Origin of the sequence: Cumulibacter manganitolerans (assembly GCF_009602465.1) — a bacterium.
Lineage (GTDB): Bacteria > Actinomycetota > Actinomycetes > Mycobacteriales > Antricoccaceae > Cumulibacter > Cumulibacter manganitolerans.
Genome location: NZ_WBKP01000002.1, coordinates 19202 through 40169 on the forward strand (window position 1 = coordinate 19202; position 20968 = coordinate 40169).

Genomic DNA, 20968 nt, shown 5'->3' on the forward strand with positions numbered 1-20968 from the left:
TGCGCTCCGGATCGGGTCGACCTGCGGGCGTCCCATGGTCGAGATGAGGTGTACGCCGCTGATGCTAGCGCCACCGGCTCGATACTCTGGAGGCCTCACCCCGCGCATCGGAGCTCACTGCATGGACCCCTCCCACCCGTACGTGCTGACCGTCGTCCCGTCCGGAGAGGCGCTGTCGCCGTTTCGGCTGCGGGGGCTCGCCGAGCGGCTGCGCGCCGTGGTGCCCGACGTCGGAGAGGTGCGCGCCCGGCACGTGCACCTCGTCGCCAGCGAGCGGGAGCTCGATGCCGCGACGGCCGAGAAGGTCACCCGCCTGCTGACCTACGGCGAGCCGTTCGATCCCGCCGGAGCGCGCGGCACCTCCTTCGTCGTCGCGCCGCGGCTCGGCTCGATCTCGCCGTGGGCGTCGAAGGCCACCGACATCGCGCACAACTGCGGCCTCGACGTGCACCGCATCGAGCGGGTCGTGGAGGTGTTCGTGGACGCCGACCTCGGCGTCGCGCAGTACGCCGCCTGCGCGGCCCTGCTGCACGACCGGATGACCGAGATCGTGCTGTCCTCGGTCGACGACGCCAAGGAGCTGTTCGCCGAGCGGCAGGCGGCGCCGATGGAGCGCGTCGACGTCCTCGAAGGCGGCCGGACGGCGCTCGAGCAGGCGGACCGCGCGTACGGCCTGGCGCTGTCCGACGACGAGATCGACTACCTCGTGGACGCGTTCACCGGGCTGCGGCGCAACCCCACCGACGTCGAGCTGATGATGTTCGCGCAGGCGAACTCCGAGCACTGCCGGCACAAGATCTTCAACGCCGACTTCGTCATCGACGGCGACGCCCAGCCGCGCTCCCTGTTCGGCATGATCCGGCACACCGAGCAGCAGCATCCCGAGTCCACGATCGTCGCCTACAAGGACAACGCGTCGGTGATGACCGGCGGCCGCCGCACCCGCTTCATCCCGGAGCGTCCGGACGCCGCCAGCCGGTACGTCGAGCGCACCGGCGACGTGCACGTGCTGATGAAGGTCGAGACGCACAACCACCCGACCGCGATCTCCCCGTTCCCGGGCGCCGCCACCGGCGCCGGCGGCGAGATCCGCGACGAGGGCGCGACCGGCCGCGGGTCGCAGCCGAAGGCCGGCCTCACCGGTTTCGCGGTGTCCAACCTGCACCTGCCGGGTACCGACGAGCCGTGGGAGCGCGCGCCGTACGGCGCTCCCGAGCACATCGCCTCGCCGCTCGACATCATGCTCGAGGGGCCGATCGGGGCCGCGGCGTTCAACAACGAGTTCGGCCGCCCCGGCCTGGGCGGCTTCTTCCGCGTCTACGAGCAGACCGTGGACGGCGTACGCCGCGGCTTCCACAAGCCGATCATGAGCGCCGGCGGCCTGGGCACGATCAGCGCCGAGCAGACCGAGAAGATCCGGTTCCCGGCCGGGACCCTGCTGGTGCAGATCGGCGGCCCCGGGATGCGCATCGGGATGGGCGGCGGCGCGGCGTCCTCGATGGCGTCGGGCGCCAACGCCGCGGAGCTCGACTTCGACTCGGTGCAGCGCGGCAACCCCGAGATCGAGCGTCGGGCGCAGGAGGTCATCAACCACTGCTGGGCGCTGGGCGAGCGCAACCCGATCCTGGCCATCCACGATGTCGGGGCGGGCGGGCTGTCCAACGCCTTCCCCGAGCTGGTGGACGACGCGGGCCTCGGTGCCCGTTTCGACTTGGGCGCCGTGCCCGTCGAGGAGTCGGGCCTCGCGCCCAAGGAGATCTGGTGCAACGAGTCGCAGGAGCGCTACGTCCTGGCGATCGCGCCGGAGTCGCTGGAGCTGCTGCGGGCGCTCGCCGGCCGCGAGCGCTGCCCGGTCGCCGTCGTGGGCCGCGCCACCGATGACGGGCAGCTGGTCGTGGCGGACGACGCCGACGAAGCTGCGTCCGGCGACTGCCCGATCGACATGCCGATGGAGGTGCTGCTGGGCAAGCCGCCGCGGATGACCCGCGACGTGCAGCGGGTCGCCCGCGCGGGCGACGACCTGGACCTCGCCGGGCTCGACGACGCGCAGCTCCGGGACCTCGCGTTCGCCGTGCTGCGGCACCCCACGGTGGCCAGCAAGCGGTTCCTGGTGACCATCGCCGACCGCACCGTGGGCGGCCTGACGCACCGCGACCAGATGGTCGGCCCCTGGCAGGTGCCGGTCGCCGACGTCGCCGTGACCCTCGCCGACCACGTCGGCTTCGCCGGCGAGGCCATGGCCACGGGGGAGCGGATGCCGCTCGCGGCGGTGGACGCGCCCGCGTCCGGGCGGATGGCCGTCGGCGAGGCGATCACCAACCTGCTCGCCGCGCCGTTCACGCTCACCGGCACCAAGCTCTCCTGCAACTGGATGGCCGCGTGCGGGGAGGACGGCGAGGACGCCGCGCTCTACGACACGGTGCACGCCGTCGCGATGGAGCTCTGCCCGGCGCTCGGGATCGGCGTACCGGTCGGCAAGGACTCGCTGTCGATGCGCACCCGGTGGGACGCCGACGGACAGCCCAAGCAGGTCACCTCGCCGGTCTCGCTGGTGGTCACCGCCTTCTCCTCGCTGCCCGACGTGCGCGGCACGCTGACGCCGCAGCTCGCCGGCGGCGGCTCGAGCCTGCTGCTGATCGACCTCGGCGCCGGCCGCGACCGGCTCGGCGGGTCGATCGCCGCCCAGGTCGACGGCCGGTTCGGCCGCGCGGTGCCCGACCTCGACGACCCGGCCCGGCTGGTCGCGCTCGTCGCGGCGATCAACGAGCTGCGCGAGAAGGACCTCGTCACGGCGTACCACGACCGCTCGGACGGCGGCGTCTGGGCGACGCTCTGCGAGATGGCGTTCGCCTCGGGAGCCGGCCTGGACGTCGACGTGCCCACGGTCGCCGCGCTGTTCGCAGAGGAGCTCGGCGCGGTCATCGAGGTGCCGCGGGTCGCCGAGGCGCGCGCCGTGCTCGCCGCCCACGGTCTCGACGACCTCACCTCCGAGGTCGCCCGCCCGGCCGCCGACGCTCGCGTGCGGGTCCGCGTCGCGGGCCGCCCGGCGATCGACGCACCGCTGGGCGAGCTGCACCGCGCCTGGGACGAGGTATCGTGGCGGATCTCCCGGCTGCGCGACAACCCCGCCGCCGCGGACTCCGAGCACGAGGCCGCCGGGGCGCCGCAGCCGCTGCTCGAGCTGCTCACCACGTTCGATCCCGCCGACGACGTCGCGGCGCCGTACCTCGATCTCGGTGCCCGGCCGAAGGTGGCGATCCTGCGCGAGCAGGGCGTCAACTCGCACGTGGAGACGGCGTTCGCCTTCGACCGCGCCGGATTCGACGCGTACGACGTGCACATGACCGACCTGCAGTCCGGCCGGTTCGACCTCGCGGACGCCGTCGGCCTCGTGGCCTGCGGCGGGTTCTCGTACGGCGACACGCTGGGCGCGGGTGAGGGATGGGCGCGGTCGGTGCTGTTCAACGACCGGCTCACCGAGGCGTTCGGCACGTTCTTCGCCCGGACCGACACCTTCGGGCTCGGCATCTGCAACGGCTGCCAGATGTTCGCCGCCCTCGCCGAGCTGATCCCGGGTGCCGAGGCGTGGCCGCGGTTCACCCGCAACGTCTCCGAGCAGTACGAGGCGCGGCTCTCCCTCGTGGAGGTGCTCGACTCGCCGTCGCTGTTCTTCTCCGGGATGGCCGGCAGCCGGATCCCGATCGCCGTCGCGCACGGCGAGGGCCTGGCCGACTTCCGCCATCAGGGCAGCGTCGCGGACGTCGTCCGCGCCGCGCGCTTCGTGCACCCGGGAGGGGCGGTGGCGACGAGCTACCCGGCCAACCCGAACGGCTCGCCCGAGGGGCTCACCGCGGTGACCACGCCGGACGGGCGGTTCACCGCGATGATGCCGCACCCCGAGCGGGTGCAGCGCAACATCCAGCTGTCGTGGACGACCGGCGCCCCGGCCCAGGAGAGTCCCTGGCTGCGAATGTTCCGCAACGCCCGGGCCAACCTGGGGTAGGCGGGTGGCCAAGACCGACCCCGCCCGCACGCGGGCGGCGATGGACGCCGTCACCGGCTGGCTCGACGACGAGGCCGCGACGCCGCCGCGGGCGGAGCTGGCCGCCGCCGTGCGGCTGTCGGCCCGGTATCTGGCGCTGCTGCACCCCGGTGGCGCGGTCGAGCTGCGCGTCCCGCCGTTCGTGGCCGTGCAGTGCCTGGAAGGACTCGACCACCGGCGCGGCACGCCGCCGAACGTGGTCGAGACCGACCCGCGGACCTGGCTGCTGCTGGCTACCGGCCGGCTGGCCTGGACGGACGCGCTCGCGGCCGGCCGGGTCGTCGCCAGCGGCGCGCGCGCGGATCTGTCGGCTGTGCTGCCGGTGCTGCCCACCCGCTGAGCGGGCGTGGCGGATCGGACACTGCGCGCGGGTGTCGGGGGGCGTGGATCGCACCTAGAATCGACGGGTACGGCGCACACCACCGGCAGCAGCCGGCCCAAGCCTGGGAGTCCCACATTGCAGCCAGCCCGTGAGCCTCGCGAGATCCGTGACGAGCCCCGCGAGGAGTGCGGCGTCTTCGGCGCGTGGGCACCCGGCGAGGACGTCTCCAAGCTCGCCTACTACGGCCTCTACGCCCTGCAGCACCGCGGCCAGGAGGCCGCCGGCATCGCCGTGAGCGACGGCTCGCAGATCGTCGTCTACAAGGACGTCGGCCTGGTCAGCCAGGTATTCGACGAGGCGACCCTGTCCAGCCTGCGGGGCCACATCGCCGTCGGGCACTGCCGCTACTCGACGACCGGCGGCTCGAGCTGGGAGAACTCCCAGCCGACGTTCCGCACGACGTCCACCGGCACGTCGATCGCGCTGGGGCACAACGGCAACCTGGTCAACACCGCCGAGCTGGCCCGCCGCGCGGAGGAGCACGGCGTGCCCGGGATGAGCGGGACGTCGACCGACTCCGACCTCGTCACGGCGCTACTGGCCAGCCGCCCGGACCTCAGCGTCGAGGCGGCGGCCATGGAGCTGCTCCCCACGCTGCGCGGCGCGTTCTCCCTGGTGTTCTGCGACGAGCACACGCTGTACGCCGCCCGCGACGCGCACGGCGTCCGGCCGATGGTGCTCGGGCGCCTGGAGCGCGGCTGGGTGGTCGCGTCCGAGACCGCGGCGCTGGACATCGTCGGCGCGTCGTTCGTCCGGGAGATCGAGCCCGGCGAGCTGATCGCGATCGACGAGGACGGCCTGCGCTCCGAGCGGTGGGCGACGCCCACGCCGAAGGGCTGCGTGTTCGAGTACGTCTACCTCGCCCGCCCGGACACCACGATCGCCGGCCGCGGCGTGCACGCCGCCCGCGTGGAGATCGGCCGCCGGCTGGCCCGCGAGCACCCCGTCGAGGCCGACCTCGTGATCCCCACTCCGGAGTCCGGCACGCCGGCGGCGATCGGCTACGCCGAGGAGTCCGGCATCCCCTACGGGCAGGGCCTGGTCAAGAACGCCTACGTCGGGCGCACCTTCATCCAGCCCTCGCAGACCATCCGTCAGCTCGGCATCCGGCTCAAGCTCAACCCGCTGCGGGACGTCATCCGCGGCAAGCGGCTGGTCGTCGTCGACGACTCGATCGTGCGCGGCAACACCCAGCGTGCGCTGGTGCGCATGCTGCGCGAGGCCGGCGCGGTCGAGGTGCACGTGCGCATCTCGTCACCCCCGGTGAAGTGGCCGTGCTTCTACGGCATCGACTTCGCCAGCCGCGCGGAGCTCATCGCCAACGGTCTGGACAACGACGGCATCCGCACCACGCTGGGCGCCGACTCGCTCGGGTACGTGTCCCTCGACCAGCTGGTCAAGGCGACCGAGCAGCCCGCGTCGCGGCTGTGCACCGCATGCTTCTCCGGCGAGTACCCCATCGAGCTGCCGTCGGCGGACCTGATCGGCAAGCACGTCCTCGAGGGCGTGCAGCGGCGGGTGGACGCCGACCCGGCCGACGGCCTGGAGTCGTTGGAGGCCTCAAGCGGGGCCGAGGACGCCGTCCGCCGCCCCTAGCCGCTCGCCGCCTCCCGGCTGCCTCGTTCTGCGGGGCAGCCGGCGACGATAACCGCCGCCTAGCGTGCCCCGCTGCCCCGCAGAACCGGGCGTCGCGACCGAGCGCGCGGGGGACTAGCCGTTGATCACCGCGGCCATCGACCTGACGACGTGATCGAGGTTGCCCTTGTTGATCGCGGCGACGCAGATCCGGCCGGTGTCGAGGCCGTAGACGCCGAACTCGGCGCGCAGCCGCTGCATCTGCTCGCGGGTGAGCCCCGAGTACGAGAACATGCCGCGCTGCGTGGTGATGTAGCTCAGGTCGTCCGTCACGCCGGCCGCCGTCAGCCCCGCGACGAGGCTGGCGCGCACGCCGCGGATCCGATCGCGCATGCCGGCGAGCTCGGCCTCCCACTGGGCGCGCAGCTGCGGGTCGTCGAGGACGGTCGCGACCACGGATGCGCCGTGCGTCGGCGGGTTGCTGTAGTTGGTGCGGATCAGCACCTTCAGCTGCGACAGCACCCGGGCTGCCTCGGCCGCATCACTGCAGTACGCCGACAGACCGCCGACGCGCTCGCCGTACAGGCTGAAGTTCTTCGAGAACGAGGTGGCCGCGAGGAAGTCGATGTCGGCGGCCGCGAACTTGCCGATCACCGCGCCGTCCTCGGCGATCCCGTCCCCGAAGCCCTGGTAGGCCATGTCCAGGAACGGGACCAGCCCGCGCTCCTGGACGACGGCCACCACCTCGTCCCACTGCTCGCCGGTCAGGTCGTAGCCCGTCGGGTTGTGGCAGCAGGCGTGCAGGACGACGACGGTGTCGGCCGGCGCGCTGCGCAGGGTCGCGAGCATCGCGTCGAACTTGATGCCGCGGGACGCCGCGTCGTAGTACGGGTAGGCGGACACCTCGAAGCCGGCGCGGGCGAACACCCCCAGGTGGTTCTCCCAGGACGGGTCGCTGATCAGTACCTGGGCGCCGGGGTAGGTCTGGCGCAGGAAGTCGGCGCCGACGCGCAGCGCGCCGGTACCGCCGAGGGTCTGCACGGTCGAGATCCGGGCCGGGTCGACCGCATCCCCGAAGACCAGCGACTTCACGGCCGCGTCGTACGCCTTCATGCCGTCGATCGGCAGGTAGCCACGCGCGGTGGGGCTGGCCGCCAGCTTCTCCTCGGCCGCGCGGACGCAGCCCAGCAGCGGGATCCTGCCGCTGTCGTCGTAGTAGACGCCGACCGCGAGGTTGACCTTCTGCGGGTTGTCGTCGGTGTTGAAGGCCTCGGTGAGCCCGAGGATCGGGTCGCGCGGCGCCTCGGTGACGGAGGAGAACAAAGCCATGCCCCGATCGTAGTGGGTGCGCCGGAGCGGCTTGGCACGAGCCAGCGCGCGGGTCGGAGCGGTCGAAAGCGCCGCGCGGCCGCGTGCGGGGCAGCGGGCCCGGTACGGCAGACTGAGGGGTGTTCAGCTCGCTACGAGAGGGCCACCATGACCGACCCAAGCACGCCATCGACGTACGCCGCCGCGGGGGTAGACCTCGAGGCCGGTGACCGCGCCGTCGAGCTGATGAAGGCCAAGGTCGCCACCGCGACCCGCCCGGAGGTCGTCGGCGGGCTCGGCGGCTTCGCGGGGCTGTTCCAGCTCGACGTCAGCAAGTGGCGCCGGCCGCTGCTCGCGTCGTCCACCGACGGCGTCGGGACCAAGGTTGCCATCGCCCGGCAGCTCGACAAGCACGACACGATCGGGCAGGACCTCGTCGCGATGGTCGTCGACGACATCGTCGTCTGCGGCGCCGAGCCGCTGTACCTGCAGGACTACATCGCCTGCGGCAAGGTCGTCCCCGAGAAGATCGCCGCGATCGTCGGCGGCATCGCCGACGGCTGCCGGCTGGCCGGGACGGCGCTCGTGGGTGGAGAGACCGCCGAGCACCCCGGGCTCATGGACCCGGACGAGTACGACGTGGCGGCGTGCGCGACCGGCATCGTCGAGGCCGACCGGGTGCTCGGACCGGACCGCGTGCGAGCCGGTGACCGGCTGGTGGCGCTGGCGTCGTCCGGGTTCCACTCCAACGGCTACAGCCTCGTGCGCAAGGTGGTGGCCGACGCCGGCCTCGACCTCATGTCGACGCCCCAGGACCTCGGCACCACCCTCGGGGAGGCGCTGCTGGAGCCGACCCGGATCTACACGCTGCCGCTGCTCGAGCTGCTGGGCCAGGTCGACGTGCACGCGATGTGCCACGTCACCGGCGGCGGCATCCCGGGCAACCTGCCGCGCGTGCTGCCGGACGGGCTCGGCGCCACGGTGGACCGCTCGACCTGGGCGCTGCCGCCGCTGTTCTCGCTGATCACCCGGGCCGGCGGGATCGACCGCGCGGAGGCCGAGCGGGCGTTCAACGTCGGCGTCGGGATGCTCGTCGCGCTGCCGGCCGGGGACGCCGACCGCGCGGTGCGCCAGCTGACCGAGTCAGGTCTGGACGCGTGGGTGTGCGGAGAGATCACCGCGCAGGCGGACGCCGCGACGACGATGGTGGGCGACTACCGGTAACGGCAGGGAGGCGACGACCTCAGCCTGCGCTGCGGCGGCCCGGCTCGGGCTCGTCGTCGTAGTCGGCGTACTTGCTGGCGAGGTCCGCGTACGGGTCGTCCTCGAACTCCACGTCGTCGGCGGGCGCGGCGGACGAACCACCGAGCTCACGCTGCAACGCGGTCAGATCGGTGTCCGGCGAGAAGTACTTCAGCTCGCGAGCAACCTTGGTCTGCTTTGCCTTTGCACGGCCGCGCCCCATGGCTCGACCCCCTCATACGCAGTGCGGGACGCATGTAGATGCGACCCGGGATCCATTAGTCATATCGTGCCGACAAGACTACCTGTCTTTGGTCGCTTCGCCCACCTCGCACCGGCCAACGCGGCGCGTGTCTCACGGCCGGGTTGCGCTGACGGCGAAATCCGCGAGGTCGCGGGCTCTGCGGCCTTATCGTCGGGGAGTGTTTGCGTCGTACAAGAGCTCGCTGCGAGTCTATGAGCCCCTGTGGTCCTTCGACCCCGCCGCGCGTGCCCGGTGGGCCCGCTACGTGCTGCGGGGCGCCTCCGACGGATCGCTGGAACGTGAGCGCGGCGCGATGCTGCAGGCCGTGCTCGGACCGCGTGTCGACTTCCGGCTGCTGGACGTCGACGAGGAGGCGCTGCTCGACGAGTGGAACGGCAACCAGGTGGTCTGCCCGCTCGACACCCAGTCGCGGGCCCTGCAGGCGATCGTCGACTCCGAGTGGAAGCTGCCGTATCCGCTGAGCGACGTCACCCTCGGCCGCTCGGTGCGTCGGCAGGCCGCCGGTCGCCAGCTGCGTCCGCGGGCCGCGGTGCCGCGCGATGCGAAGGACCACGTGCTCACCAGCGCCTGGGACGTCCCGTTCTGGTGGTCGCTGATGTTCACGCAGGCGGACGCCGTACCGACCGAGGACCCCGAGACGCTCGTCTACCGGGTCGGGATCGTGGATGCGCAGAAGCGCGGCGAGCTGGCCCTCGAGCTGATCTCCCAGACGTTCGGGGTAACCACGTTCATCTCCGACCTCGACGTGGTGATCCGCTGGCTGCGCACCTTCGACCGCGATGCGATGGTCGAGCTCGACTACGGCTCGCTGGGCAGTCTGGTCACCACGCTGAGCCAGAGCGAGGACGACTCGCTCGCGCTCGCCGGTGAGGCGATCGAGCACCTGCAGGACGGCGACCTCGAGCAGGCGTTGCACGCCTACCAGGAGTACGTCTCCACGTGGGAGGACGTCGGGCGCCTGGAAGGCTGGAACTGAACCTTCCGCGCCGCGATCGATGCCGCCGCTCCACGATCAACGCCGCCGCGCCGCGATCTCTGCGCGCAGCCAGGCGGCGGTCCGGTCGACGAGGTGCGAGCCGATCGCCGCGACGACGGTGACCTCGACGGCCCGCCGGCTGAGCGCCTCGCCGGTGGGTGCGGTGGCGCGAGCCCACTCGGAGAAGTCGTTGACGTGCAGGAAGATCGAGCCGTCGGTGCCCGGGAGGTCGCCGGCGTCGCGGATGAACACGCCGAGACAGAACAGGGCCAGCCACAGCAGGACGTGCGCGACGCGGGTACGGACGCTCACGTCCTCGGGATGGCGCGCCATGCCGACCGCGACCAGGCAGAGCACGAACGCGACGGCGAGCCCGGTCACGGCGTACGGAATGAGCATCCACCCGGCGTAGCCGAGCAGCACGTGCCCGAAGCACACGAACAGCAGCAGGGCGACGTCCAGAACGGCGACGTGCTCGAAGCTCCGCCGGCGCGGCTGCGACGGCGGTGGCCGGGACGCCGGAACCGGGTGCACCCGGGGTGTCACGGCGAATCGCGCGGGGTGGGCGGCAGGTGGGTCGGCGCCGTCTGCCATGGGCACCTCCCTGCTGGATCGGACTCCGGCACGAGCGATGCTGCCACCGCCGTCCGGCACGCGTCGCCGCCTGATGCCGGGTTGTGGATAACCCCGCGGATTGTGAGGGGTGCGAACAATCCGCGCTGGCGGGGCGCGTAACGTCCACCACAGGACAGCGGAGGAGTGCGTATGGCGGCCGAGGTGATCGGGCACAAGCAGAAGCAGGCGTGGCTGGACAAGGTGCTGCCACCGGTGGAGGAGGTCCAGCCGGGCCTCTGGTCGATCCCGGTGGAGATCCCGATCCGGCCGCTGCGGTACGTGCTCGTGTACGTCCTCGAGCGGCCGGACGGCGTGGCGATCATCGATGCCGGATGGAACGACCAGAAGTCGTACGACGCGCTCGAGGCGGGGCTCCGCCAGGGCGGCTACGCGATCAGCGACATCAAGGACGTGCTGATCACCCACGTGCACCCCGACCACTTCGGCCTGGCGAAGCGGCTGCGCGAGGAGACCGGTGCCCGCATCGCGCTGCACCGCGCCGAGGCCAAGACGCTGATGGTCGAGCAGGGCCAGGAAGTGCAGTGGCAGATGGAGGCCGACGCGCACGGCGTGCAGCACGGCCTCCCGGAGGCCGACCGCGCCCTGATGCAGCGCGAGGTCGGCGAGTTCCGCCGCTTCGTCGATCACTCGCCGCCGGACGTGCTCATCGAGGACGGCGAGCGCCTCGACCTGCCCGGCTGGCAGCTCGACGGCGTGTGGACCCCCGGACACACCCCGGGGCACATGTGCTTCGTGGACGCCGAGCGCAAGGTGATGTTCACCGGTGACCACGTGCTGCCGCGGATCACGCCCAACATCTCGGTGCACTCCAACAACCCGCCGGACTCGCTGGCGAGGTACCTGAACTCCCTGACCAAGGTCGCCAAGGTCGCCGACGCGATCGCCGATCTGCAGGGCCTGCCCGGCCATGAGTACCGGTACGCCGGGATCCGGGCACGCGCCGAGGAGCTCATCGCGCACCACGAGGAACGGCTGTCCGAGCTGCTCGACGTGCTGCGCGACCAACCCGGCCTGACAGCCTTCGAGATCTCGCAGCGGCTCACGTGGGCGCGCGACTGGTCGACGTTCCAGTTCCCGGAGCGCCGGTCGGCGCTGGGGGAGGCGGTCTCGCACATCGAGCTGCTGCAGCAGCGCGGGCTGGTGCGCACCGCACCCGGCGAGACCAACCACTGGTCGCTCACCGAGGCCGCCGTCCGCTGACCCGGACGCCGGCGGGCCCGCGCCGCGGGTCCCATGGCTCGCCCTCTCGCGGTGGGTTGTGCCCCGCTGCGGGGCGATCAGCGTGGTGCAACCCACCGCGAGCGGCGCCCGGAACACCCGTTCCCCGCGAGACGTTGGTCAGGCATGATCCACCTCATCGCCGTGCTGATCTCGATCGCCGGGCTGCTCGCCGTCGCCGGTGACGCCGGCTATCTGATGCTCCTCGACAACGCCGCGAAGACCCGCGGGGCCGCGGGCCGCCCGGTCAACGACTACGTCCGGTCGCAGTGGAGGACCGTCGCCGCCGCGGGCGGCGCGGGCCTGCTGGCGCTGCTGCTGACCAGCGGCGGCTGGTTCGTCGACATCCTCGCGATGCTCATCGCCGCCGGCGCCGGCACGATCGCCGCCGGGCACCTGGGCAAGGTGCGGCAGAAGTACGGCGACACCCCGCAGCTCGGGGCGTAGCCCCGGCCGCTCGGCTACTCCGTGTCGCGGCCTGCGGTGGTGGCGATGCCGCCGTCCACCGCGAGGACGCTGCCCGTCACGTACGACGAGGCGCGCCCCGAGAGGTAGACGACCGTGCCGGCGATGTCGTCCGGGCGGCCGATTCGCCCGAGCGGCGAGGACGCCGCGATCGCGGCGCCGTTGGCGGCCAGCGTCGCCTCCATCATCTTCGACTCGAACGGCCCCGGCGCGATCGCGTTGACCGTGATGTACCGGCTGCCGAGGTTGTACGCGAGCACCCGCGTCATCTGGTGGATCGCCGCCTTGCTCGGCCCGTACGCGAAGGCGGTGTGCCGCGGCACGTGGATGCCGTCGATCGAGCCGACGTTGATCACCCGGCTGGGATCGTCCTGCGACGCGTTCTTCTCCAGCATCGGCAGGAACGCCTCGGTGAGGAAGAACGGCGCCTTCACGTTGAGGTCGAAGACCTTGTCCCAGGCGGCCGGCGGGTACTCGCCGAGCTCGGCGCCCCACGTGGCGCCGGCGTTGTTCACCAGGATGTCGAGGGCGTCCTCCCGTCCGCCGATCTCCGCGGCGAGCTCCCGGCACGCCTCGGGGGTCGACAGGTCGGCCGACAGGCCCGTGACGTCGCCGTGCGCCGAGAGGTCGCGGACGGCGTCCTCCACGGCAGCGGCCTTGCGCGAGACGATGTACACCCGGGCACCAGCGTCGAGCAGGCCTCGAGCGGCCATCTTGCCGATGCCGCGGCTGCCGCCGGTGACGACGGCGACCTTGCCGGAGAGACCGAACAGTGATTCGAGAGCAGTCATGTGCTCACTCTCCCATGCCGCTCCGGGCATGATCAGGGGACAGAGCCACCGAGCCGAGGGAGCCGCCGATGCCTGGACACCTGCTGCGGAACGACCTGCGCGCGCACCCGCCCCGCGCGGTCACCGCCGAGGGCGTCTGGATCACCGACACGGAAGGGAAGCGCTACCTCGACGGTTGCTCGGGCGCGGTCGTGAGCAACATCGGGCACGGTCACCCCACGGTCGTGCAGGCGATCCGCGAGCAGGCGGGCCGGCTGACGTTTGCGCACCGCAGCGCCTTCGACACGGCCGCGCTCACCGATCTGGCGGACCGGCTCTGCGCGTTCACCGGGCTGGACGCCGCCTGGTTCGTCGGCTCCGGCTCGGAGGCCACCGAGGCCGCCATCCAGCTCGCCGTGCAGTTCCACCGGGAGCGGGGGGAGCCGCGGCGCACGCAGTTCGTGTCCTTCCGCCGCGGCTATCACGGCAACACCCTCGGTGGGCTGAGCCTCTCGGGGAACGCCCGCCGCGACGCCGTCGCCGAGCTCGTGCACGACTTCCCGGCGCTCCCCGAGCCGTACGCGTACCGCTTCCAGGGCGGACGCACCGAGAGCGAGTGGGTCGCCGACCTGGTCGCCGGCGCGCGGCGCGTCCTGGCCGAGCGGGCCGAGACCCTGGCCGCCGTGGTCGTCGAGCCGGTGGGCGGCGCCACGATGGGCGCCACCGTGCCGCCGATCCGCTACCTGCGGGCGATCCGCGAGCTGTGCGACAAGCTCGGGCTGCTGCTCGTCGCCGACGAGGTCATGAGCGGCATGGGCCGGTGCGGTACGCCGCTGGCGATCGACCAGTTCGGCGTCCGCCCCGACATCGCCGTGGTCGGGAAGGGGCTGGGAGCCGGGTACACCCCGATCGCGGCCGCCCTGGTCGACGGCCGGGTGCATGAGGCGCTGCTGGCCGGGTCGGGTCGGGTGCTGGGCGGCCACACCTACGCCGGCAACCCGCTGTCGGCGCGCACGGCGCTCGCCGTGCTCGACGTGCTCGAGGAGGAGGCGGTGCTGGAGCGGGGCGCGCGGGCGGCGGTGCGCCTCCGGTCCGGCCTGCAGACGATCGCGGCTCGGCACCCCCTCGTCGCCGAGACGCGCGGTCTGGGGATGCTGCAGGCGATCGAGCTGGACGTCGACGGCTCGACGCCGCAGGGAGCCCGGGCCCAGCGGCTGTCCGCGGCGGCCCGCGAGCGCGGCCTGCTGCTGTATCCCACCACCGGTGGCGTGAACGACGCGCTGCTCGTGGCTCCGCCGCTGACCATCACCGACGACGAGCTCGACGAGCTCCTGGCGCGGCTGTCGGACGCCGTGGAGGCGCTCGCGGCTACCGAGGGCGACCGCTGACCGGGTCCCGGTCGGTGATGCAGTAGGGCATCCCGGACGGATCCATCAGCCGCGTCCACTCGGCGAACTCCTCGATCTCGACGGCGCCGAGCGCGATGTGCCGCAGTATCTCGGCGTCCCGGTCGGTCGTGCCGACGTCGAGGTGTGCGGCCACCTGGCGCAGCCGGGAGTCGCGCTGAAGCAGAATGCGCAGCGGGAAGCGCGGGTCGTCCTGCAGGAGCCGGAACGTCGCCCTGGTGAGCTGGCGGTACGGCCGCTCGATGAGGCCGCTCCAGAAGTCGGACTCGCTGCTCCACAGGGCGGCCGGGACGTCGATGCACACCTGGTTGACCCGGCTGCGCACGCCGCGGAACGTCGCCGGCGGCGGAACCGTCGAGGCCGCCTCTGGGCCGAGGCGGAACCCCAGCCCTCCCGGGGAGCGCATCACGGCGGCGTGATCGGCGCCGGCGGTTCGGGTCGCGCCGAGCGCGACCGCCCGGTCGGCGTACGCCGCGACGTCGTCCACGTGCAGGTCGATGTGCACCCGGCTGTGCGCGACGTCCGAGGGGCGGATCGCGAGGTACGGGTCGCCGTCGGGCCGCAGCAGGCGCGTCAGGTGCCGGTCGTCGCGCTCGGAACGCGCGTAGCCGGTCGCTCCGGCCCAGAATGCCGTCGTGGCCTCGAGGTCTGCCGCGGGAAGGTCGATGAGAGCCGTGTACCAGCGGATCATTCCGTGAGCGTAGCCGCCCGGCGCCGCGAGCGGGGTTGTGCGGCCGGGCGGGTCCACCGGCCGAGCGGGGTTCGACGGCGGAAGCGGGCTTCTTTCCCCGCTCTCGCCGCCGAAGCCCGCTGCCCGCGGCCGACCGACGGTCTCAGGCGGCGAGCAGGTCCCGGCGGGCGAGCTGTGCGTAGCGGCCGCCGAGCGCGAGCAGGTCGGCATGCGTGCCGAGCTCGACCACCCGACCGCCGGCCAGGACGGCGATCTGGTCGGCGTGCTCGATCGTCGAGAGCCGGTGCGCGATGGTGATCGTCGTCCGGCCTTGCACGAGCCGGTCGAGGGCCGCCTGCAGCTCGCGCTCGGTGTCGTTGTCGAGGGCGGACGTCGCTTCGTCGAGCACCAGCACCTTGGGGTCGCGCAGCAGCGTGCGGGCGATCGCCAGGCGTTGCTTCTCGCCGCCGGAGAACCGGTGACCCCGCGAGCCCACCACCGTGTCGAGACCGCGGGGCAGCGCGGCGACCAGGTCGGCGATCTGGGCGGCGCGAAGGGCGCGCCACAGCTCGGCGTCGCTCGCTTCCGGCTTGGCGAGCAGCAGGTTCTCGCGGATCGACGTGTGCACGAGGTAGGCCTCCTGGGTGACGACGCCGACCACGGTCGCGAGGGTCTCCGGGGCGAGGTCGCGCAGGTCGACCCCGTCGATGCGGACCCGGCCGGTGGTGGGGTCGTAGATCCGCGAGACCAGCGACGCCAGGGTGCTCTTGCCCGAGCCGGTCTCGCCGACGAGCGCGAGCGAGCCGCCGGCCGGCACCCGCAGCGCGACGTCGCGCAGCGCGGGGGAGCCGGTTCCGGGGTAGCGGAAGCCGACGTCCTCGAAGCGCACCTCGCCGCGCACCGTCTCGGGGTCGAGCGCCACGGGGTGTGCGGGAGCCGGGACGTCGATCGGCAGGTCGAGGTAGTCGAAGATCCGGCTGAACAGGGCCAGCGAGGAGATCCACTGCACGCCGACGTTCAGCAGGCCCAGGATCGGCCGGAAGATCGACGCCTGCAGCGCGCTGAACGCCACGAGGGTCCCGATCGTCATGCCGCCGGACGTCGCCGGGAAGCCCGCCGCCAGGTAGATCAGCGCCGGGATCGTGGCGAAGATGATGGTCATCGTCGACATCCGCCAGCGGCCGGCCAGCTGCGCGCGGACCTCGAGGTCGGCGATGTCGCGCGAGGCCTCGCCGAACCGCTCGCTGGAGCGCCCGGTGGCGCCCAGCGTCTTGATCAGCAGCGCGCCGGAGACCGAGAGCCGTTCCTCGATCTGGGACTGCAGGTCGGCGCGCCGCCGCTGCAGCTCGGTGGTCTTGTCGCGACGCATCAGCGCGACCTTGCGGCTGATGTAGATGGCCGGGGGCAGGACGACGAGCGAGAGCAGCGACAGCCGCCAGGACAGCGCGAGCATCGCGATCGCCGTGCCGACCGCCGTCGTGACGTTGGAGGCGATCGAGGTGGCCGTGCTGGTGACGACGTTCTGCATGCCGGAGATGTCGTTGGTCAGCCGCGACTGCACCTCCCCGCTGCGCTCGCGGGTGAAGAAGGCCATGGACTGCTTCTGCAGGTGGTCGAAGACGTCGACCCGCATGCGGTGCATGACCTGCTGGCCGATGGTGGTCGAGAGCCAGGTCTGCAGGACGCCGAGGACGCTGCTGGCCACCGCGATGCCGATCATGCCGGCCACCGCCCAGACCAGCAGGGCGGTGTCGGCGTGCGGAAGCGCGTCATCGATGACGGCGCGCACGAGGAACGGCTGCGCCAGCGAGATCACCGACGAGCCGACGATGAGCGCGACGACGAGGGTGATGGCGGCGCGGTGCGGCGCGAAGAGGGCGGCGACGCGGCGCAGCGAGACCGGGGACTGCGCGAGCTGGGCGCGGTCCGCGGGATCGACCCGGGCGGGGCCGCGGGCGCCGGGACCACCGCCTCCGGCAAGGAACGGCTCGGACACGCGGGCTCCTCTCCTTCGGACGACTTAGTGAGGTTACCTCACAATGAGGTGAACGCGGCATCGGTAGGATGCATTCCGTGACCGACGACACCGACCTGCTGGCGGACCTCATCCGGGAGGTCTCCCGGGCCCTGCGCCGCCGCACCGTCGCGATCGTCGAGCCGTACGGGCTCACCGCCCACCAGTACCGCGCGATGCGGATGATCGCGCAGGGCACGCCGACCGACCACAAGGTCGTCACCCCGCTGCGGCTGTCGGACATCGCCGAGCGGCTGCGCATCGTCGCGCGATCGGCGACCGACGTGATCGACGACCTCGAGGCAAAGGGTTTCGTGCAGCGCGCCCCGCACCCCACCGATCGTCGCTCCACGGTGGTGCTGCTGACCGCCCGTGGCCGCGACGTCCTCGACGAGGTCGAGGAGCACCGCGCGGTCGATGCGCGGCAGTTCTTCGCCCGGCTGGACGCCGCGGAGCGCCGCCAGCTCGTCCACCTGCTGCACCGGCTCGAGCCCTAGACCGGGGGGCGTCCGGCGCCCGGCCGACGGCGACCCCGGGCGCTTCGTAGGATTGCCCCACACCCCAACATCGCAGCGAGGTACGCAGCCATGAGTGAGAACGCCGTCCCCGAGGTCGTCTGGGCGCCCACCCCCGAATACGTCGAGTCCACGAACGTGCACGCGTTCGCCCGGTGGGTCGGCGAGAAGCACGGCGTCGACGTCACGGCGTACAACGACCTGTGGCAGTGGTCGATCGACCACCTCGAGGACTTCTGGGCGGCCGTGTGGGAGTACTACGACCTCCCCGGCGAGTTCACCGAGGTGCTCGACGAGCACAAGATGCCCGGCGCGAAGTGGTTCGCCGGCGCCGAGCTGAACCTGGCGGAGTACGTCGTCACCCGCGGCGCCGACGACGACCTGGCGATCATCACCACCGGCGAGCAGGGCGACCACGCCGAGCTCACCTGGGCCGAGCTGCGCCGCCAGGTCGCGAGCTTCGCGCACAACCTGCGCGGCCTCGGCGTCCGTCCCGAGGACGTCGTGGTCGGCTACCTGCCCAACATCGCCGAGACCATCGTCGCGGCGCTCGCGACGATGTCGATCGGCGCCATCTGGTCCGGCGTCGGGCAGGACTACGCGCCCGCCGCCGCGGTCGACCGCTTCGCGCAGCTCGAGCCCACGGTGCTGGTGACCGCCGACGGCCACTGGTTCGCGCAGAAGGAGCGCGACCAGCGGGACGCCGTCACGAAGCTGCGGGCGGGTCTGCCGACCGTGCAGCACTTCATCGGCGTGAGCCGGCTCGGCAAGGGCGTCGCCGACTCCATCCCGTTCGCGCAGATGATCGAGGGAGACCACCCGTACGAGCCGCTGCGGGTCGGCTCCGACCATCCGCTGTGGGTGCTGTTCTCCTCCGGGACGACCGGCCTGCCCAAGGGCATCGTGCACTCGCACGGCGGCGTCCTGCCGGTCCAGGTCAGCCTGCTGGCGCTCAACTGGGACCTCAAGCGCACCGACCGGTTCATGTGGTACACCTCGCCGTCCTGGGTGATGTGGAACTGCCTGATCGGCGGGCTGACCGCCGGCGGCGCCATCGTCTGCTACGACGGGGCGCCCATGGCGCCGACCGCCGCGGCGTGCTGGGACGTGGTCGCGCGCTGCGGAGTTACCATCTTCGGCACCAGCCCCGGCTTCCTCGGCGCCTCGCAGGACCAGGGGGTGCATCCGGCGGCGGACTTCGACCTGTCGGCGCTGCGCATCATGGGCGTCACCGGCTCGCCGTGCCCCGACCACTCGTTCAAGTACGTGCGCGACGAGGTCGGCGCCATCCCGCTGTTCTCGATGTCCGGCGGCACCGACATCGCCGGTGCCTTCGCGATGGGCTCGCCGAACGTGCCGGTGTGGAGCGGCGAGCTGCCGGTGCGCGGCCTGGGCTACAAGGTCGAGGCGTGGGACGAGCAGGGCAAGCCGCTGATCGGCGAGGTGGGCGAGCTGGTCTGCGTCGAGCCGCTGCCGTCGATGCCGATCCGGTTCTGGAACGACCCGACCGGCGAGAAGTACCACAACGCCTACTTCGACCACTACGAAGGCGTCTGGCGGCACGGTGACTGGATCAAGATCACCGACCGCGGCAGCGTGCTCGTGCTCGGCCGCTCCGACTCCACCCTCAACCGGCACGGCGTGCGGATGGGCTCGGGCGACATCTACTCGGCGGTCGAGTCGATCCCCGAGGTCTCCGAGGCCCTGGTCATCGGCGCGGAGGAGGCCGACGGCGGCTACTGGATGCCGCTGTTCGTCGTCCTCAACGAGGGTCACCGGCTCACCGACGAGCTCAAGGACCGCATCAAGACGCGGATCCGCGAGCTGGCCTCGCCGCGGCACGTGCCCGACGAGATCGTCGCCGTGGACGGCATTCCGCACACCCGCACCGGCAAGAAGCTCGAGGTCCCGATCAAGCGGATGATCCAGGGCGCGGCGTTCCAGGACGTCGTCAACCCGGACGTCATCGACGTCCCCGAGCACATGTCGGCGTTCCGGAAGATCGCCGAGGACCGGTTCCGCGAGGTGCAGGGCCGCCGCTAGCCTCCCGGCCGCCGGCGAGTACGCCGGCTGCATCCGCGGATGCGGTGGGATCTGCCCCGCTATCGGCGCGAGAGCGGGGTACAACCCACCGCGAGCGGTGAGAGCGGGGCACAACTCACCGCGAGCCGCGGGTGCTGGCTAGCCGAGCGGGACGCCGGCGCGGATCACCGTCCGGTCGGGCAGGTGGTCGACCACCGCAGCCGAGAGCGTCTCGCCGGCGACCAGCACGAGGTCGGCCTCGTCGCCGACCTCGATCCCCGGCGTGCCGGCCAGCGCATCCGGTCGTGGCGCCGCCGGATCGATGACCTGCCGGCCGCCGAGCGTCGCGGCGTACGCCCCGTGCCGGAGCTCGTCGTCGGTCTTGAGGTTCTGGCTCCAGCACAGCTGGAACAGCCGGTTCCACATGTCACCGTCGCCGTACGGCGACCAGTAGTCGCGCATGCCGTCCTGCCCGAGCCCGACCCGGACGCCGGCCGCGACCAGCTCGCGGAACGGGATCTGGACGCTGCCGCGCGGGGCGACCGTCGCGATCGCCACGTCGAGCTCGACCAGCTGCTCGATCAGCGTGCGGACCGTCCGCTCGTCGTTCGAGCCGAGAGCCAGGGCGTGCGAGATCGTGCACCGCCCGTGCATGCCGAGCGCGCGTACCCGCTCGAAGACGAGATCCCAGGAGAAGGCACCCAGGGTGCCGGTCTCGTGGATGTGCAGGTCGACCGGCTTTTGGTATTTCTCGGCGAGGCCGAACACCACGTCGAGGTGACCCTTGGGGTCCCGGTCGATCGCGCACGGGTCGATGCCGCCGACGACGTCGATGGCGCCGAGGGTGAGTGCCTGGTCGAGGATCCGCGCCGTCGGCGGGTCGGAGATGATGCCGGACTGCGGGAAGCCCATGATCGTCACGTCGCACTCGCGGGCGTACCGCTCCTTCGCCTCGAGGACGCCGTCCAGGCGCTCGAGACCCGCGTCGGAGTCGATCTGCGCGTAGCTGCGCACCTTCGTCGTCCCGCGCGAGATCATCCGGCCGAGCATCGCGGAGGCCTTCTCGGCGATCGGTGCGTCCTCCCGCCAGCCGGCGCGGTCGGCCAGGATGTGCTCGCGCAGCGAGGGTCCCGCCGTGTGCGAGCGGAACGGCAGCCCCCACCGGGTCGAGTCGAGGTGCACGTGGACGTCGGCGAAGGATGGCAGCGCGATGAGCCCCGCGCCGTCGACGGTCTCGCCGTCGAGCGCGTCCCCGGCCCCCGGCGAGGCGGGGTCGATCGCGACGATCACGCCGTCCGCGCAGGACAGGTCGACGGGGTCCCCGCCCCAGGGGCGCACATTGCGGATCGTCGTACGGGCCATGCCAGGACCGTACCCCGCATCTGACCCGGCGGCCCTCCGGAGAACGTCGCGGTGCCCGGGCTCGTCGCGACATGCGGGGACACCCGGCGGTGCTCCGGAA

The 20968-nt window shown here is 72.3% G+C and carries 17 protein-coding genes; 10 read left to right on the forward strand and 7 right to left on the reverse strand.

Translation table 11 applies throughout. The features are described from left to right. Positions 1–121: 121 nt before the first annotated feature. From purL to purF, 3 genes are all read left to right on the forward strand, one after another. Positions 122–4003 (forward strand): phosphoribosylformylglycinamidine synthase, encoded by a 3882-nt coding sequence (purL, locus tag F8A92_RS00890; RefSeq protein WP_153502714.1) that lies wholly within the window; start codon positions 122–124, stop codon positions 4001–4003. Between the two features lie 4 nt (positions 4004–4007). Next, a complete protein-coding gene (locus F8A92_RS00895; protein WP_228389089.1) occupies positions 4008–4382 on the forward strand; it encodes a sterol carrier family protein in 375 nt (124 codons plus the stop codon). 117 nt (positions 4383–4499) lie between these two features. Then, positions 4500–6020 (forward strand): amidophosphoribosyltransferase, encoded by a 1521-nt coding sequence (purF, locus tag F8A92_RS00900; protein WP_153502715.1) that lies wholly within the window; start codon positions 4500–4502, stop codon positions 6018–6020. Positions 6021–6134: 114 nt separating this feature from the next. Here the strand turns inward: purF and F8A92_RS00905 are convergent, their stop codons facing one another. Next, positions 6135–7328: an amino acid aminotransferase gene (locus F8A92_RS00905; protein WP_153502716.1), complete on the reverse strand. Its 1194-nt coding sequence runs from the start codon at positions 7326–7328 to the stop codon at positions 6135–6137. Positions 7329–7475: 147 nt separating this feature from the next. Between F8A92_RS00905 and purM the strand changes: the two genes are divergently transcribed. Further along, complete coding sequence (gene purM, locus F8A92_RS00910; RefSeq protein ID WP_153502717.1) at positions 7476–8531, forward strand: phosphoribosylformylglycinamidine cyclo-ligase; 1056 nt, start codon at positions 7476–7478, stop codon at positions 8529–8531. Positions 8532–8550: 19 nt separating this feature from the next. Here purM and F8A92_RS00915 read toward each other — a convergent pair whose 3' ends face one another. After that, positions 8551–8772: a DUF3073 domain-containing protein gene (locus tag F8A92_RS00915; protein ID WP_153502718.1), complete on the reverse strand. Its 222-nt coding sequence runs from the start codon at positions 8770–8772 to the stop codon at positions 8551–8553. A 199-nt stretch (positions 8773–8971) separates the two neighbouring features. On the opposite strand from F8A92_RS00915, the gene F8A92_RS00920 reads away from it, so the two are divergent. Further along, positions 8972–9790 (forward strand): hypothetical protein, encoded by an 819-nt coding sequence (locus F8A92_RS00920; RefSeq protein ID WP_153502719.1) that lies wholly within the window; start codon positions 8972–8974, stop codon positions 9788–9790. Positions 9791–9826: 36 nt separating this feature from the next. Here the strand turns inward: F8A92_RS00920 and F8A92_RS00925 are convergent, their stop codons facing one another. Further along, complete coding sequence (locus F8A92_RS00925) at positions 9827–10384, reverse strand: hypothetical protein (protein WP_153502720.1); 558 nt, start codon at positions 10382–10384, stop codon at positions 9827–9829. Between the two features lie 171 nt (positions 10385–10555). On the opposite strand from F8A92_RS00925, the gene F8A92_RS00930 reads away from it, so the two are divergent. Together F8A92_RS00930 and F8A92_RS00935 are read left to right on the forward strand one after the other, a co-directional pair. Further along, positions 10556–11626 carry an MBL fold metallo-hydrolase gene (locus F8A92_RS00930; protein WP_153502721.1) on the forward strand — a complete coding sequence of 357 codons (1071 nt, stop codon included), beginning with the start codon at positions 10556–10558 and terminating at the stop codon, positions 11624–11626. A gap of 144 nt (positions 11627–11770) precedes the next feature. Next, positions 11771–12091, forward strand: a complete 321-nt coding sequence (locus F8A92_RS00935; protein ID WP_153502722.1) for a hypothetical protein — start codon at positions 11771–11773, stop codon at positions 12089–12091. 14 nt (positions 12092–12105) lie between these two features. Here the strand turns inward: F8A92_RS00935 and F8A92_RS00940 are convergent, their stop codons facing one another. Continuing rightward, complete coding sequence (locus tag F8A92_RS00940; RefSeq protein ID WP_153502723.1) at positions 12106–12900, reverse strand: SDR family oxidoreductase; 795 nt, start codon at positions 12898–12900, stop codon at positions 12106–12108. Positions 12901–12968: 68 nt separating this feature from the next. Between F8A92_RS00940 and F8A92_RS00945 the strand changes: the two genes are divergently transcribed. Then, on the forward strand, positions 12969–14267 hold the full coding sequence (locus F8A92_RS00945; RefSeq protein WP_153502724.1) for an aminotransferase family protein: 1299 nt from the start codon (positions 12969–12971) through the stop codon (positions 14265–14267). Here F8A92_RS00945 and F8A92_RS00950 read toward each other — a convergent pair. Together F8A92_RS00950 and F8A92_RS00955 are read right to left on the reverse strand one after the other, a co-directional pair. Continuing rightward, on the reverse strand, positions 14248–14976 hold the full coding sequence (locus F8A92_RS00950) for a VOC family protein (protein WP_153502725.1): 729 nt from the start codon (positions 14974–14976) through the stop codon (positions 14248–14250). The genes F8A92_RS00945 and F8A92_RS00950 overlap by 20 nt on opposite strands. 142 nt (positions 14977–15118) lie before the next feature. Beyond that, positions 15119–16951 carry an ABC transporter ATP-binding protein gene (locus tag F8A92_RS00955; protein WP_153502726.1) on the reverse strand — a complete coding sequence of 611 codons (1833 nt, stop codon included), beginning with the start codon at positions 16949–16951 and terminating at the stop codon, positions 15119–15121. A 77-nt stretch (positions 16952–17028) separates the two neighbouring features. Here F8A92_RS00955 and F8A92_RS00960 point away from each other — a divergent pair, with 77 nt between their 5' ends. Together F8A92_RS00960 and F8A92_RS00965 are read left to right on the forward strand one after the other, a co-directional pair. Beyond that, the gene (locus F8A92_RS00960; protein ID WP_194291310.1) at positions 17029–17466 is read left to right on the forward strand and encodes a MarR family winged helix-turn-helix transcriptional regulator; all 438 of its coding nucleotides are present in this window, start codon (positions 17029–17031) and stop codon (positions 17464–17466) included. Between the two features lie 90 nt (positions 17467–17556). Then, on the forward strand, positions 17557–19527 hold the full coding sequence (locus tag F8A92_RS00965) for an acetoacetate--CoA ligase (protein ID WP_153502728.1): 1971 nt from the start codon (positions 17557–17559) through the stop codon (positions 19525–19527). Between the two features lie 138 nt (positions 19528–19665). Here F8A92_RS00965 and F8A92_RS00970 read toward each other — a convergent pair whose 3' ends face one another. Next, positions 19666–20868 carry an amidohydrolase family protein gene (locus F8A92_RS00970; RefSeq protein WP_153502729.1) on the reverse strand — a complete coding sequence of 401 codons (1203 nt, stop codon included), beginning with the start codon at positions 20866–20868 and terminating at the stop codon, positions 19666–19668. Positions 20869–20968: the final 100 nt, after the last annotated feature.